Origin of the sequence: Bradyrhizobium sp., assembly GCF_017881085.1 — a bacterium.
Lineage (GTDB): Bacteria > Pseudomonadota > Alphaproteobacteria > Rhizobiales > Xanthobacteraceae > Bradyrhizobium.
This window is the reverse complement of record NZ_JADGRI010000126.1, coordinates 1-13,862: the sequence shown is the minus strand read 5'-3', so window position 1 is coordinate 13,862 and position 13,862 is coordinate 1. Positions and strand designations below refer to the sequence as shown.

Annotated in this window: 14 protein-coding genes; 9 read left to right on the top strand and 5 right to left on the bottom strand. The window is 65.4% G+C overall.

Annotated features, from left to right (window positions below; translation table 11 throughout):
• The 3 genes from argH to lysA form a co-directional block, all read left to right on the top strand.
• Window positions 1-1,098 (top strand): argininosuccinate lyase (argH, locus tag QZ213_RS13905; RefSeq protein ID WP_291686652.1); only part of this gene is annotated, 1,098 nt, incomplete at its 5' end.
• 91 nt (window positions 1,099-1,189) lie between these two features.
• Window positions 1,190-1,468: a lipoprotein gene (locus QZ213_RS13900; protein ID WP_291686651.1), complete on the top strand. Its 279-nt coding sequence runs from the start codon at window positions 1,190-1,192 to the stop codon at window positions 1,466-1,468.
• A 170-nt stretch (window positions 1,469-1,638) separates the two neighbouring features.
• Window positions 1,639-2,904, top strand: coding sequence for a diaminopimelate decarboxylase (gene lysA / locus QZ213_RS13895; protein ID WP_291686650.1), 1,266 nt, complete (start codon window positions 1,639-1,641; stop codon window positions 2,902-2,904).
• A gap of 47 nt (window positions 2,905-2,951) precedes the next feature.
• Here lysA and QZ213_RS13890 read toward each other — a convergent pair whose 3' ends face one another.
• Together QZ213_RS13890 and QZ213_RS13885 are read right to left on the bottom strand one after the other, a co-directional pair.
• Window positions 2,952-3,860: an NAD(P)-dependent oxidoreductase gene (locus QZ213_RS13890; protein WP_291686649.1), complete on the bottom strand. Its 909-nt coding sequence runs from the start codon at window positions 3,858-3,860 to the stop codon at window positions 2,952-2,954.
• Window positions 3,861-3,872: 12 nt separating this feature from the next.
• Window positions 3,873-4,253, bottom strand: coding sequence for a carboxymuconolactone decarboxylase family protein (locus QZ213_RS13885; protein ID WP_291686648.1), 381 nt, complete (start codon window positions 4,251-4,253; stop codon window positions 3,873-3,875).
• Between the two features lie 169 nt (window positions 4,254-4,422).
• Between QZ213_RS13885 and QZ213_RS13880 the strand changes: the two genes are divergently transcribed.
• A complete protein-coding gene (locus QZ213_RS13880) occupies window positions 4,423-7,044 on the top strand; it encodes a TIGR02302 family protein (protein ID WP_291686647.1) in 2,622 nt (873 codons plus the stop codon).
• 200 nt (window positions 7,045-7,244) lie between these two features.
• Here the strand turns inward: QZ213_RS13880 and QZ213_RS13875 are convergent, their stop codons facing one another.
• Both QZ213_RS13875 and QZ213_RS13870 read right to left on the bottom strand, forming a co-directional pair.
• Entirely contained in the window at window positions 7,245-7,619 is a 375-nt protein-coding gene (locus QZ213_RS13875; RefSeq protein WP_291686646.1) for a response regulator, read from the bottom strand.
• Between the two features lie 38 nt (window positions 7,620-7,657).
• On the bottom strand, window positions 7,658-8,524 hold the full coding sequence (locus tag QZ213_RS13870) for an MJ0042-type zinc finger domain-containing protein (RefSeq protein ID WP_291686645.1): 867 nt from the start codon (window positions 8,522-8,524) through the stop codon (window positions 7,658-7,660).
• A 338-nt stretch (window positions 8,525-8,862) separates the two neighbouring features.
• Here QZ213_RS13870 and ftsE point away from each other — a divergent pair, with 338 nt between their 5' ends.
• The 4 genes from ftsE to QZ213_RS13850 all read left to right on the top strand — a co-directional run bounded on the left by ftsE (window position 8,863) and on the right by QZ213_RS13850 (window position 12,075).
• Window positions 8,863-9,522: a cell division ATP-binding protein FtsE gene (ftsE, locus tag QZ213_RS13865; RefSeq protein WP_291686644.1), complete on the top strand. Its 660-nt coding sequence runs from the start codon at window positions 8,863-8,865 to the stop codon at window positions 9,520-9,522.
• On the top strand, window positions 9,515-10,483 hold the full coding sequence (locus QZ213_RS13860) for an ABC transporter permease (protein ID WP_291686643.1): 969 nt from the start codon (window positions 9,515-9,517) through the stop codon (window positions 10,481-10,483). The genes ftsE and QZ213_RS13860 overlap by 8 nt, the downstream gene beginning before the upstream one ends.
• Before the next feature lie 89 nt (window positions 10,484-10,572).
• Entirely contained in the window at window positions 10,573-11,289 is a 717-nt protein-coding gene (locus QZ213_RS13855; RefSeq protein ID WP_291686642.1) for a YdcF family protein, read from the top strand.
• Window positions 11,290-11,301: 12 nt separating this feature from the next.
• Window positions 11,302-12,075, top strand: a complete 774-nt coding sequence (locus QZ213_RS13850) for a 1-acyl-sn-glycerol-3-phosphate acyltransferase (RefSeq protein WP_291686641.1) — start codon at window positions 11,302-11,304, stop codon at window positions 12,073-12,075.
• A gap of 12 nt (window positions 12,076-12,087) precedes the next feature.
• On the opposite strand, the gene QZ213_RS13845 is transcribed toward QZ213_RS13850, so the two are convergent.
• The gene (locus tag QZ213_RS13845; RefSeq protein ID WP_291686640.1) at window positions 12,088-12,684 is read right to left on the bottom strand and encodes a gamma-glutamylcyclotransferase; all 597 of its coding nucleotides are present in this window, start codon (window positions 12,682-12,684) and stop codon (window positions 12,088-12,090) included.
• A 105-nt stretch (window positions 12,685-12,789) separates the two neighbouring features.
• On the opposite strand from QZ213_RS13845, the gene QZ213_RS13840 reads away from it, so the two are divergent.
• A partial coding sequence (locus QZ213_RS13840) for a DUF2125 domain-containing protein (protein WP_291686639.1) occupies window positions 12,790-13,862 on the top strand: 1,073 nt, incomplete at its 3' end.

Below are 13,862 nucleotides of genomic sequence, written 5' to 3'. Positions count from 1 at the left end.
GCGGGACGGCTGCACACCGCGCGCTCGCGCAACGACCAGGTGGCGACCGATTTCCGGCTCTATGTCCGCGACACGATCGACGAGACGGATGCCGCACTGGCCGCGTTCCAGCATGCGCTGGTGGAGCGGGCGCTGGAGCACGCCGCGACCGTGATGCCGGGCTTCACCCATTTGCAGACCGCGCAGCCGGTGACGTTCGGGCATCATCTTCTGGCCTATGTCGAGATGGCGGCGCGCGACCGCGGCCGCTTTGCCGACGCCCGCAAGCGTCTCAACGAATCACCGCTCGGCGCGGCGGCGCTGGCCGGCACCTCGTTTCCGATCGATCGCACCGCTACCGCGAAAGCGCTCGGCTTCGACCGGCCGATGGCCAATTCGCTCGATGCGGTGTCGGATCGCGATTTCGTGCTCGAAACCCTGTCGGCGGCGGCGATCGCCTCGGTGCATTTGTCGCGCTTCGCCGAGGAAATCGTGATCTGGACCTCGCCGCTGGTCGGGCTGGTGCGACTGAGCGACAAATTCACCACCGGCTCCTCGATCATGCCGCAGAAGCGCAACCCCGACGCCGCCGAACTGGTGCGCGCCAAGACCGGCCGGGTGATCGGCGCGCTGACCGCACTTCTGATCGTCATGAAGGGGCTGCCGCTCGCCTATCAAAAGGACATGCAGGAGGACAAAGAGGGCGCGATGCAAGCATTCGCGGCGCTGTCGCTGGCTGTCCGGGCGATGACCGGAATGGTCATGGACATCGTGCCGGACGAGGCGCGGATGAAGGCCGCCGCGGGCGAGGGCTATGCCACCGCCACCGACCTCGCCGACTGGCTGGTGCGGACGCTGAAAATGCCGTTCCGCGATGCCCACCATGTCACCGGACGCATCGTGGCGATGGCGTCGAAAGCCGGCGTGCCGCTGCACCAGCTCCCCCTGAAGGACATGCAGGCGATCGAGCCCAGGATCACCAAGGAAGCCTTGGCCGTGCTTTCCGTGGAAGCATCGGTCAAAAGCCGCGGCAGCTATGGCGGAACCGCGCCGAAGAACGTATCGGCGCAGGCGAAAGCGTGGCTCAGGCGGCTCGAAAAAGAGCGAAAATTGGGCTGAGCACAGGAATTTCGCTGCAATTTCATGGTTCTCCTCCTCTCGCCAGAGCAGGGCAATCTTTGTATGGTGCGGCCGCATTGGGGATTTAGTCGTGAATCGCAATTACCGTCCGACACGCCGGGGATGGGCCATCATCCTTTTGAGCGCAGCCGTGCTCGCGCTCGGGGGCTGCGGACGCAAGGGCGGCCTCGACCTGCCGCCGAACACCCCGCCGCAGGCGGCCGCGGCGGCCCAGCAGAACGCCGACCACGAGCCGGCCGCGAGCGCGCCCAGCGTGTTCAATCCGTATTACGGAAGCGATGCGCCGCCGGCCGCTACCAAAGGCAGCAAGAAATCCTTCGTTCTCGATCCGCTTCTCGATAGTCACTGAGCTGGTGCGGTGGATTTGACATTCGCTGCAGTTTTTCCGCGAATGCTCATTGCGAATGTCAAATCCGGGGCCGCACCAGAATCATGTTTTGCTGGTGTTCCTCTGGGTTCCAACATTCGCAAGAGTGCTCGCTGCGAACGGATGCGAATGTTAGAACCGGAACACCAGCCATGAATCATTTCGACTATCGCAACGGCGTGCTGCACGCCGAGGCGGTGAATCTCATCGACCTGGCCGATGCGGTAGGCACTCCCTTTTATTGCTATTCGACCGCGACGCTCGAGCGCCACTACCGGGTGTTCAGCGACGCCTTTGCCGGTGAGAAGGCGGTGGTGTGTTACGCCATGAAGGCGAACTCCAACCAGTCGGTGCTCCGCACGCTGGCGAAGCTCGGCGCCGGCGCGGACGTGGTTTCCGGCGGCGAACTGAAGCGGGCGCTTGCCGCCGGCATCCCGCCGGGGAAGATACTGTTCTCGGGCGTCGGCAAGACCGAAGCCGAACTGCGCGCGGCGCTTGCCGCCGACATTCTCTGCATCAACGTCGAATCCGAGCCGGAGCTCGAATTGCTGTCGCGGCTCGCGGTCGAAACCGGCAAGACGGCCCGGATCTCGGTCCGCGTCAACCCCGACGTCGATGCCGGCACCCACGCCAAGATCGCCACCGGCAAGTCCGAGAACAAGTTCGGCGTTCCGATTGCGCGAGCCCGCGCGGTCTATGCCCGCGCGGCCAGGCTGCCGGGAATCGAGGTGACCGGCACCGACATGCATATCGGCAGCCAGATCACCGACCTCGGCCGGATGGAAACCGCGTTCCGCATCCTGTCGGAGTTCGTGCAGACGCTGCGCGCCGATGGCCACACCATCTCGCATATCGATTTCGGCGGCGGCCTCGGCATTCCCTATTACATGGATCGCGAAGCGCCGCCGGCGCCCGATGCCTATGCCGCCATGGTCAAGCGCGTAACGCATAATCTCGGCTGTACGCTGATGTTCGAGCCGGGGCGGATGATCGTCGGCAACGCCGGTATCCTCGTCAGCCGCGTGATCTATGTGAAGCCGGGCGACGCCAAGAATTTCGTCATCATCGATGCCGCGATGAACGATCTGATTCGCCCCACATTGTACGAGGCGCATCACGACATCCTGCCGGTCCGCGAAGCCGCCCGGGACGCGCGCGTCATCACCGCCGACGTCGTCGGACCGGTCTGCGAAACCGGCGATTACCTCGCGCTCGACCGCAAGCTGCCCGAGCCAAAGGCCGGCGATCTCCTGGCGATCATGACCGCGGGCGCCTATGGCGCGGTGCAGTCCGGCACCTACAACACCCGGCCGCTGGTGCCGGAAGTGCTGGTCAAGGACGACCAATATGCGGTGGTGCGGCCCCGCCTCGAGGTCGAGGCGCTGATCGCGATGGACAAGCCCGCGCCGTGGCTGTGAAGCGCAAACGGGAATCGTCGTCCCGGCTCAAGGCCGGGACGACATGTTCACTTCGCCGCGTGGCTGCCTTTGGCTCCGCCCACCACCACGCCCGCGGCCTGTTCGATCGGCTTGATCACGGAAGTAAAATCGGATTCCGCGCCCATTTCGCGAATCACCACTTCCCAGAGCCGGCCGACCGCCTCGGCGACTTCCATCGACAGCCCCAGTGCCCTCATTTCCTCGAGACACAGCCGCACGTCCTTCACCATCAACCCGGTGGCAAAGCCGAAATCGAAGCTGCGCGGCAGAACCGAGCGGGGAAACTTGTCGCGGCTCGCGGTGTTGAGGCCCGACCCGGCGTTGATCACGTCGATCATGACGGCCGGATCGAGCCCGGACTTGACGCCCATCACCACGGCCTCCGAGGTCGCGACCATCGCGGTCGCCGACAGGAAGTTATTGGCAAGCTTCATGGTCTGACCCGAGCCGGGTTTTTCGCCGATGAAGAACACTTTGCCGATCACCGCGAGCGCCGGCTTTACGGCCTCGAAATCGGCCTTCGGTCCCGACACCATCACGGCGAGCGTTCCCTTCTCGGCGCCGCCGACGCCGCCGCTGACGGGACTGTCGAGTTGCACGATATTGCGTTTCGCCAGGAGATCGTGGATCCGCACCGCCATGTGCGACCCGACGGTGGAGAGGTCGACGAAGCGTTTTGCCAGTTTGCCCTCGATCACGCCGCCCTTGCCGGTCGCGACCTCGAGCGAGGCTTGCAGCGACGGCAGGCTGGCCATCACGGTCTCGGCGCGGTCGGCGACGTCTTTCGGCGAGGAGGCGGCCTCGGCGCCCAGCGCGACCAGTGCGTCCACCGCCTCCTTGCGCTGGTCGAAGACGACGAGGTGATGTTTTGCCTCGATCAGGCGGCGGGCCATGGGAAACCCCATCTTCCCCAGGCCGATGAATCCGATGTCCATGGTGATGCGCCTCTAGCCCTTGTCCAACTCGGCGAACACTTCGCGCGCGATCCGAAAACTGTCGACGCCGGCGGGCACGCCGGCATAGATCGCCACCTGCATGAAGATTTCCCGGATCTCGTCCCGGGTGACGCCGTTGGTCAACGCGCCCTTGATGTGGACCCGCAATTCGTGCGGCCGGTTGAGAATCGAGATCATGGCCAGGTTGAGCATGCTGCGGGTCTTGCGCGGCAGCTCCTCGCGGCCCCACACCGCGCCCCAGCAGTATTCGGTCACCAGCTCCTGAAACGGCTTGTTGAAATCGTCGGCGTTCTTCAGTGCATTGGCGACATAGGCCTCGCCCAGCACGGCCTTGCGAATTTCCAGGCCCTTGTCGTGCGTTTTCTTGTCCATGGTGGTCCTCGGTGTTTCCCCTGATGGCTCGCGGCCGACGTTACGGGGTCGAGGCGGCCCAGTCACGCCTTCGTGTTATGCGTATTTCCGGGTGGGGTTACCGTTCAAGTACGGGTGCCTCACTGCCGCCCTTGTGCTAAGGTGCTGTGTCGGCAACCCGGAGAGTTGATTGAGCGGCGCTACATCCGACCCGTCAGAGCCAAGCCCCACCCCTGATGCCGTTTCGCGGCTCAAGCTCGCGCAGGCGCTGCAGCGGGCCCGGTACGCGATCGCCTGGGAGCGGAGTTGGCCCCATCTGGGGCGGCTTCTGACCGTCATCGGGCTGTTTCTGGTGGTGTCCTGGGCCGGGTTGTGGCTGGCGCTGCCGTTTGTGGCGCGCGCCATTGGCCTCGGCCTGTTCGTGCTGGCGGCGCTGGGCGCCCTGTTTCCCCTCGTCAGGTTCCGCTGGCCGAGCCGCGAAGAGGGCCTCAATCGGCTCGACCGCGGCTCGGGCATCCGCCACCGCCCGGCGACCGCGCTGACCGATACGCTTGCGACCCAGGATCCGGTGGCCCAGGCGCTGTGGCAGGCGCAGCGCGAGCGCACCCTGGCATCCATCAAGCGCATCCGCGCCGGCCTGCCGTCACCGCGGCTGGCGATCCACGATCCCTGGGCACTGCGCGCGCTGGTGGCGGTGATGATGCTGGCGACCTATGTCGCCGCCGGCGACGAGCGCGCGTTGCGTACCGAGGCGGCGTTCGACTGGAATGGCGTATTGTCGCCGGCCAATATCCGGGTCGATGCCTGGGTGACGCCGCCGCTCTATACCGGCAGGCCGCCGATCATCCTGTCGGCGGCCAACAAGGAAGGCGCCATTCCCGCCGCGGGACCCTTGCCGGTGCCGGCGGGCTCCACGCTGATCGTCCGCTCCTCAGGCGGCGCGCTCGATGTGCTTGCCGGCGGCGGCGTGACCGAAGCCCAGCCGACCGCCGAGGCGCCCAAAGGCACCAACGAACGGCATTTCACCATCGCCGGCGACGGCATGGTCCATGTCCGGGCGCCCTCCGGTCAACCGCAATGGAAGTTCACCGCCATTCCGGACCGCGCCCCGACCATCACGCTCGCCAAGGATCCGGAACGTCAGGCCCGCGGCTCGCTGCAGATGTCCTACAAGATCGAGGACGACTACGGCGTCACCGAAGCGCAGGCGCATTTCGTCGCCCGCACAGGCGACGCTGCGAAAAGCGATGCTGCGAAAGGCGATGCGGCGAAAGGCACGACAGAGAAAGCTGCGGCCGCGCCGCGGCCCCTGTTCGACCCGCCGCAGTTTCCGCTGGTGCTTCCGAACGCGCGGACGCGCAACGGTGTCGGCCAGACGGTCAAGGACCTCAGCGAGGATCCTTATGCCGGCGCCGACGTGACGCTGACCCTGACGGCGAAGGACGAGGCCGGCAATGAGGGCAAGAGCGAGCCCTTCAACATGCGGCTGCCGGAACGGCTGTTCACCAAGCCCCTGGCGCGCGCGCTGATCGAGCAGCGCCGCATTCTGGCGCTCGACGCCAATCAGAACGCGCAGGTTTATGCCGCGCTCGACGCGCTGATGATCGCGCCCGAACTGTTCATGCCCGAGGCCGGGCAATATCTCGGCCTCTACAGCGTGGCGCGGCAGCTCGAGGCCGCCCGCACCGACGATGCAATGCGCGAGGTCGTCGCCAGCCTGTGGGCGCTCGCCGTCACCATCGAGGACGGCGACATCACCGACGTCGACAAGGCGCTGCGTGCCGCGCAGGACGCGCTGAAGCAGGCGCTGGAGCGCGGCGCCAGTGACGAAGAGATCAAGAAGCTGACCGAGAATTTGCGCGCGGCGCTGGACAATTTCATGCGCCAGCTCGCCGAACAGTTGCGCAACAATCCGCAGGCATTGGCGCGGCCGCTCGACCCCAACACCAGGGTGATGCGCCAGCAGGACCTCAACAACATGATCGAGCGGATGGAACGGCTGTCGCGCTCCGGCGACAAGGAAGCCGCCAAGCAATTGCTCGAACAGCTGCAGGAGATGCTGGAGAATCTGCAGATGGCGCAGCCCGGCCAGTCCGGTGACGGCGACATGGAACAGGCGCTCAACGAGCTTGGCGACATGATCCGCAAGCAGCAGCAATTGCGCGACAAGACCTACAAGCAGGGCCAGGATTCGCGGCGCGACCGGGCGCACGGCAAGCAGAGCGACCAGGGCATGGGCGACCTGCAACAGGACCAGGAAGGCCTGCGCGACCGGCTGAAGAAATTGCAGCAGGAGCTTGCCAAGCGCGGCATGGGGCAGGGCCAGAAGGGCGAGAAGGGTCAGCGCGGCGAACAGGGCCAGCAGGGTCAGCAAGGCCAGGGCGAACAAGGCGAGGACGGCGACGGCGAGGACGGGCTCGGCCAGGCCGACAGCGCGATGGGCGACGCGGGCTCGAGACTCGGCGAGGGCAACTCCGACGCCGCCGTGGACTCGCAGGGCAAGGCGCTGGAAGCGCTGCGCAAGGGCGCCCAGAGCCTTGCAGAAGCGATGCAGCAGGGCGAAGGCGAGGGGCAGGGCGAGGGTCCGGGCAATCGCGCCGGCCGGCAGCAGAGCGGCGGCAATCAGACCGATCCCTTGGGACGTCCGCTGCACGGGCGCGAATTCGGCGACGATTTCACGGTGAAAATCCCCGGCGAAATCGATGTCCAGCGGGCACGCCGGATTCTGGAAGAACTGCGCCGCCGCCTCGCCGATCCACAGCGTCCGCAGCTCGAACTCGACTACCTCGAGCGGCTGCTGAAGGATTACTGAGCGGTCCGGTTGATGCGGATGGCGTCGCCACAGCCATAACCGTCATACGCGGGCTTGACCCGCGTATCCATCATCTTCGCAGAAGTCCTTCGAAGAGGATGGATTGCCGGGCATAGGCGAGCGGAAGCGACGCCGTCCTTCGGACGGCTGTGCCCGGCAATGACGAGTAGGGAGAAGCGTTCCGCTATTTCTTCCGCCGCCTAACCCTTCCGAGCGCCGAGCGCATCCGCCACGGCGGTGCGGATATCGGCCACCGAAAACGGCTTTGTCACTACGTCGTGGACGATCGCGTTGAGGCCGTGGGCGCGTTCGCGCTGATCGGCAAAGCCCGTCATCAACAGGATCGTCAGATCGGGAAAATCGCGCGCCACGGTCAGCGCCAGCGCGATGCCGTCCATGACGGGCATCTGGATATCGGTCAGCAACAGATCGAAGGCGCCGTCCTCGCGGGTAAGGATTTCCAGCGCTTCGGCGCCGTCCTCCGCGGTGACGGTCTCGTGGCCGTCCATGGCGATGGCGCGCGCCACCAGCGTGCGCATGGAGTCCTCGTCGTCGGCGATCAGCACGCGCGGCATGGCACAACCTCTTTCGAAAGCGAAACCAGGCGGTCCGTTCACGCGCTGCCGCTGGCGAGATCCCGCTTGTTGAAGAAGCGTATGTCGATATTACGCCCTTCCGCGGGCGGCGAAGCCAGCCGCGATTTGAACCAGGCGCGTTCGCCCGGCCTCAGGACGGTCTGTTCCAGCACGGCATTCCAGGCATAGATCTCCGCGCCCTGCGCGTCGCGGACGCTGAAGCGCAGCCGCGGCAATTCGACCGGCTTCCTGGCTTCCCCGACGATCATGCCCTCGATCACCAGCACCGGCTTACCTTCGACGGTTTCGGTGGTGATCTTTACGTCCTTGAACACGAGCCCGCGCAGATTTACCTCGAGCCCGGCCATTTTGTAGAGCGTGGCGGTCTGCGGCAGCAGCCGCACCACATCGATCCGCCAGATGATCAATGCCAGCACCAGCGCGCCCATCGCGGCACAGGCCGTTGGCAGGCCGACGTAAGGCTTGCCCGACGCGCGGAGCAGGGCCTGCGGCCTCAGGATCTTGCCGAGCCAGGACCTGCCTCGCCGTCCGGCTCCGCTGACCGCTGCATCGTCCTGCGCTACCGACGGCCAGTCGGAATCGGCGCCCGGCGGCGAACCATCGCCCTCCGGCCAGTCGGCTGAAATCGAGGGGCTGTCGATGACGGGGGCTTCCTGGCTGTCTTCCTCGCGCGCCAGCGCGTCCCATTCCGCGGCGGCGTCGGTCTCGTCGGACGTGTCGCTGGCTGATGCCATCGCATGCACCGGCGCCATCTCGATCGCATCCTCCGGACGCGCCAGCCAGACCTCCTTGCACCGGGAACAGCGCACGGTGCGGCCGGCCACGCCTAACGTAGCCGGATCAATGGCATAGGAGGTTGTACAATGGGGGCAAACGATGTGCATGGAGCCCATCTCCACAATGACGCTGCTAGTGCCGCCGATTTGAAGTTCCTGCAGCATTTGCCGCACGCTCGCGTTAGGAACGTCAAATCGAAAAGCGGCCCTAGAAACATAGAGTTGCTAGTGCCCCTCTGCTTCCGAAGTTCGCATCAGAACGAGCCGCAGGGTTTTGCGAACTTCGGAAACGGGGCACTAGAATGCTACAAGCCGAGCGTTAACGAATCGGAAACCATAACCGAAGCACAACCACTTTGTTGGTTCGCCGCCGAAGCGACAGCCAATGAACTCGAGGCCTGCGGTTTCAGGGTTCCGGCCGCGCCCCACATCGAACGGAGCTGAGCTTGGTTCGGTTCGAAAATGTCGGATTGCGTTACGGGCTCGGCCCGGAGATTCTGCGCGACCTCAATTTCCAGATTCCGGCCCATTCCTTCCAGTTCCTCACCGGCCCCTCCGGCGCCGGCAAGACCTCGCTGCTGAAACTGTTGTTCCTGTCGCTGCGGCCGACCCGCGGACTGGTCAACCTGTTCGGTCACGACGTCTCGCTGCTCGGCAAGGACGAGATCGCCGACCTGCGCAAGCGCATCGGCATCGTGTTGCAGGACTTCCGCCTGCTCGACCACATGACGACTTACGAGAACGTCGCGCTGCCGTTCCGGGTGATGGGCCGCGAGGAATCGAGCTATCGCAAGGAGGTCATCGATCTGCTGAAATGGGTCGGCCTCGGCGAGCGGATGGACGCGCTGCCGCCGATCCTGTCCGGCGGCGAGAAGCAGCGCGCGGCGATCGCGCGCGCGGTTATTTCACGGCCGCATTTGTTGCTCGCGGACGAGCCGACCGGCAATGTCGATCCGACGCTGGGGCGGCGATTGCTGCGGCTGTTCATCGAGTTGAACAAGTCCGGCACCGCGGTGATCATCGCGACCCATGATATCACCCTAATGGATCAGTATGATGCGCGCCGGCTGGTGCTGCACCAGGGACGGTTGCATATCTATGAGTAGATCAGATCAGCACGGTCCTTTGATGGACCTCGGAACCGAGCGGCCGCAGGTGCCGGCGAAGGCGCGCAATCTGTCGCCGATCGTGCCGCGCGCCTCGATCGCCGGCCGCGCGCTGGTGGCGGTCGTCGCCATCATGACGTTTCTGGCGTCGATCACCACGGGCACGGTGCTGCTGGTGAGCGCCTCGGCGTCGGAGTGGCAGTCGGAAGTCGCGAGCGAAATCACCATCCAGGTTCGTCCCGTCGCCGGGCGCGATCTGGACCGCGACGCGGCGGCGGCAACGCAGGCGATACGTACGCAGCCCGGCATCGTCGAGGTCAGGCCGTTCACCAAGGAAGAATCCGCCAAGCTGCTGGAGCCATGGCTCGGCACCGGACTGTCGCTCGACGATCTGCCGGTGCCGCGCGTCATTGTGGCGCGGGTTCAACCCGGTTCCAAGCTTGATCTGGCGGAGCTGCGCCGGGCGGTGACACAGGTGGCGCCGACGGCAAGCGTCGACGATCACCGCGCCTGGATCGAGCGGATGCGGTCGATGACCGGTGCGACCTTGTTCGCCGGCATCGGCATCCTCGCGCTGGTGATCGTTGCAACCATCATCTCGGTTTCGTTCGCCACCCGCGGCGCGATGGCGGCCAATCGTCCGATCGTCGAAGTCCTGCATTTCGTTGGCGCCGGCGACCGCTATATCGCCAACCGGTTCCTGCGGCATTTCCTGCGGCTCGGCTTGCAGGGCGGCGTGATCGGCGGCGGCGTCGCGATGCTCGGCTTCGGCTTCTCCGAATCGATCGCCGGCTGGTTTTCGGGAACGCCGGTCGGGGATCAGTTCGCGGCTCTGCTGGGGACGTTTACGCTGCGCCCGTCCGGCTATCTGGCGCTGGCGGCGCAGGCGGTGCTGATCGCTGCGATCACCGCCTGGGCGTCGCGCCGAACGCTTTTCGCCACGCTGAACGATATCGACTGATGCGAACGGTTACGAATGCTTCGGCAAACCGGACTCCACTTCGTCACAAAACGCCCTAGACTTGAGCGGGGAAGGGATCACTGGCATCCATGAGCTTGCAGTCCGACAATCACGCGACGAATGCGCCGCCAGCCGCGCCGCGGGGATGGCTGCGCGCCATTGTCGTCACGGCGTTGGCGATGGTGTTCATCGGCGTAGCCGTCGGTTTCGTCGGGTTTCTCTCGCAATTGCACGGGATCGAGGTGGCCCCTGCCGGCCGCGCCGACGGCATCGTGGTGCTGACCGGCGGCTCGTCGCGCGTTTCGGACGCGATGGAATTGCTGGCCGGCGGCTACGGCACGCGGCTGCTGATCTCCGGGGTGCATCCGACCAACGCGGCGAGCGATATTTCCCGTTCGCTGCCCGACAACCAGCAGTTCCTGAGTTGCTGCGTCGATCTCGACCACTCCGCCGTCAACACCCGCAGCAACGCGGCCGAGACGCGGCGCTGGGCGCGCGAGCGCGGTTTCAGGTCGCTGATCGTGGTGACATCGAATTATCACATGCCGCGCGCCATCGTCGAATTGTCGCATGCGATGCCCGATATCCGGCTCATCCCATTCGCGGTGGTCGGCGAGAAATGGCGCGACGAACCGTGGTGGACGAGTGGCGCGACGCTGCGGCTCCTGCTATCGGAGTATGTCAAATACGTTGCCGCCGAGGTGCGGGTGCGCCTGGACGATCTCGGTCTCGATCTGACGCCCGAGCTTGCGGACCATCCGGCCGGATCGCCGCCGCCCAGCCCGGCGACGGCTCAAGCCAACTGATTTGGATATTCGATGGTTGCGATTTTCCTGCGCTCGCTGGTCTACAACGTGCTGTTCTACATGCTGCTGATATGTTGGCTGATCGTGGCGATTCCGACCTACGTGATGCCGCGCTGGGCCATCATGGCTGTCGCCAGAAACTGGGCGAAGAGCAGCATCTGGCTCCTGCGCGTGATCTGCAACGTCAAGGTGGAGTATCGCGGCCTCGAGAAGATCCCGCAGGGGCCGTTGATCGTCGCATCGAAACATCAGTCGATGTGGGAGACCTTCGCGCTGCTGCAGTTCTTCGAGCAGCCGCTGTTCATCCTCAAGCGCGAATTGTTATGGATCCCGCTGTTCGGCTGGTACCTGATCAAGGCGAAGATGATCGGGATCGACCGCAGCGCCGGCGGCCGCGCGCTCCTGGAAATGGCGCGCCGCGCCGGTGCGGCGGTGCGGCGCGGCCGGCAGTTGATCATCTTCCCCGAGGGCACGCGGACGCCGGTCGGCGCGCCGCCGCAGTACAAGACCGGCATCGCCCAGATCTATGTCGATTGCGGCGTGAGCTGTTTGCCGGTGGCGCTCAATTCGGGGCTGTTCTGGCCGCGCCGGACTTTCATGCGCTATCCCGGCACGCTGGTGGTGGAATTTCTCGATCCCTTGCCGCCCGGCCTGTCGCGCCGCGAGTTCATCGCGCGTGTGTCTACGGTGATCGAGGAGACGACGGACCGGCTGGTCGAGGTCGCGCGCCGCGAGCAGGCGCAATTGTTCAAACGCGCGCCGCGTTCGGCTTCGGTGAAGGCATAAAACGGCTCTTGCTTACCCCTCCGGGGGAGGGTGAAGATGCCGCGGCATTTCCTTGTGCAGCATCAATGCGAGCTGATGCAATTGCTGGTCACGGAAGCCTTGCGCCTCGATCGACTTCACAGTGGACAGGACGTAGTCGCGATTGTTACCGGAACGACCGTGCCCCTGCTGTACATAGCGCAACTGTTCGGCCAGCGACAGCCGTCCGGCGTACTGCACATGACCGCGGTCGACCACATAGGCCATAGCGCTGACACGCTGCCGCGGCTCGTTTTCCAGCCACACCGACCGCATCACCTCGCGATAAACGTTGGTGGTCTGCTCGCGGCTGCGGAGGTAGTCGATGGTGTCACTGCGACGGCTGGCCGCGACCCGGAACGCAACGCCGCGGCAGGCGCCGCCGCGGTCAAGTCCGAGCACAAGGCCGGGCTTTTCCGGCGTGCCGCGATGGTCGAACGAATAGACGCAGAGCGCGCGATGCTCGCCGATCAGCCGCGCCGGAACCTGCTCGATGAACTCGAAGCCCGGCCGCCACATCAGCGAGCCATAGCCGAACACCCAGAGGTCGCCCTTGGACAGTTCCGCTTCGGGCTGGATTTTCGTTCGCATCGGGTGCACGACCTAGCAGAATTCAGCCGCGGATGAAAATGCGTTAACTTGATTAGGGCCGGCGTCACCGCTTAATTGACAAAATCACTGGCCAAAGGTCGCCGCATGTCCGATTTGACCCTCGCGCCGCGCCGGCGCCCGCTTTGGCGCCTTTTCTTCATGCCCGTCCTGCTCCTGATCGCCGCCGTGGCGTGGAGCGCGTTCTGGTTCTATGCCGCCTCAGAGGTCGACGTGAAAGCCGATGCCTGGCGTGCGCAGGAGGCGAAAGCCGGACGGCTCTACGATTGTGCCAGGCGGTCGGTCGCGGGCTTCCCGTTCCGCCTCGAAGTCCGCTGCGACGGCGCCAGCGTCTCGCTTCAGTCGCAGACCGCCGGGCAGGTCGCCGCGACGCAGGCGCCGATCACCGCCAGACTCGGCGAGATCCTGGTCGTGGCGCAGATCTATGACCCCAAACTGCTGATCGCGGAATTCACCGCCCCCGCCACGCTCTCGGATTCCGGCGGTCAGAATTCGATGTCGGTGAACTGGAGCAAGGCCCGCTCCAGCGTGGTTGGATTGCCGGCCGTTCCACAGCGGGCCTCCATCGTGTTCGACGATCCCGCGATTGACCGCGTCAGCGGATCGATGATGACGCCCCTGGCGCGGGCCAAGCATGTCGAGCTGCATGGCCGGGTTGCCGATGGCTCATCAACCGATCATCCCGTGATCGAAACCGTGCTGAAGATCGAAGGCGGCAGCGTGCAGGAAGTGCATCCGCTGCTTACCCAGCCGTTCGATGCCGACGTGCGGACGCTGCTCAGCGGCCTGAAGGATTTCTCGCCAAAGCCCTGGCCCGAGCGGTTTCGCGAGTTGCAGGCCGCCGGCGGGCATGTCGAGATCGTGCAGTCGCGGATCGCGCAGGGCGATCTGCTCGCGGTCGCGGCCGGCACCCTCGGCCTCACGGCCAATGGCCGCCTCGACGGCGAATTGCAGATGACGGTGGCCGGCATCGAGAAGGTGATCCCGGCGCTCGGCCTCGAGAAAATGCTGGACGAGGGCGTGCCGCAGGCCACCCTCGACCGCGTCGCGCCCGGCGTGAAGACGCAGGACCTCAACAATCTGTTCGGCGCGCTGGACCGCGCGGTTCCCGGCCTCGGCAAGGTGATCAAGCAGAACGCCAATGTCGGCGTCGCCGCCGG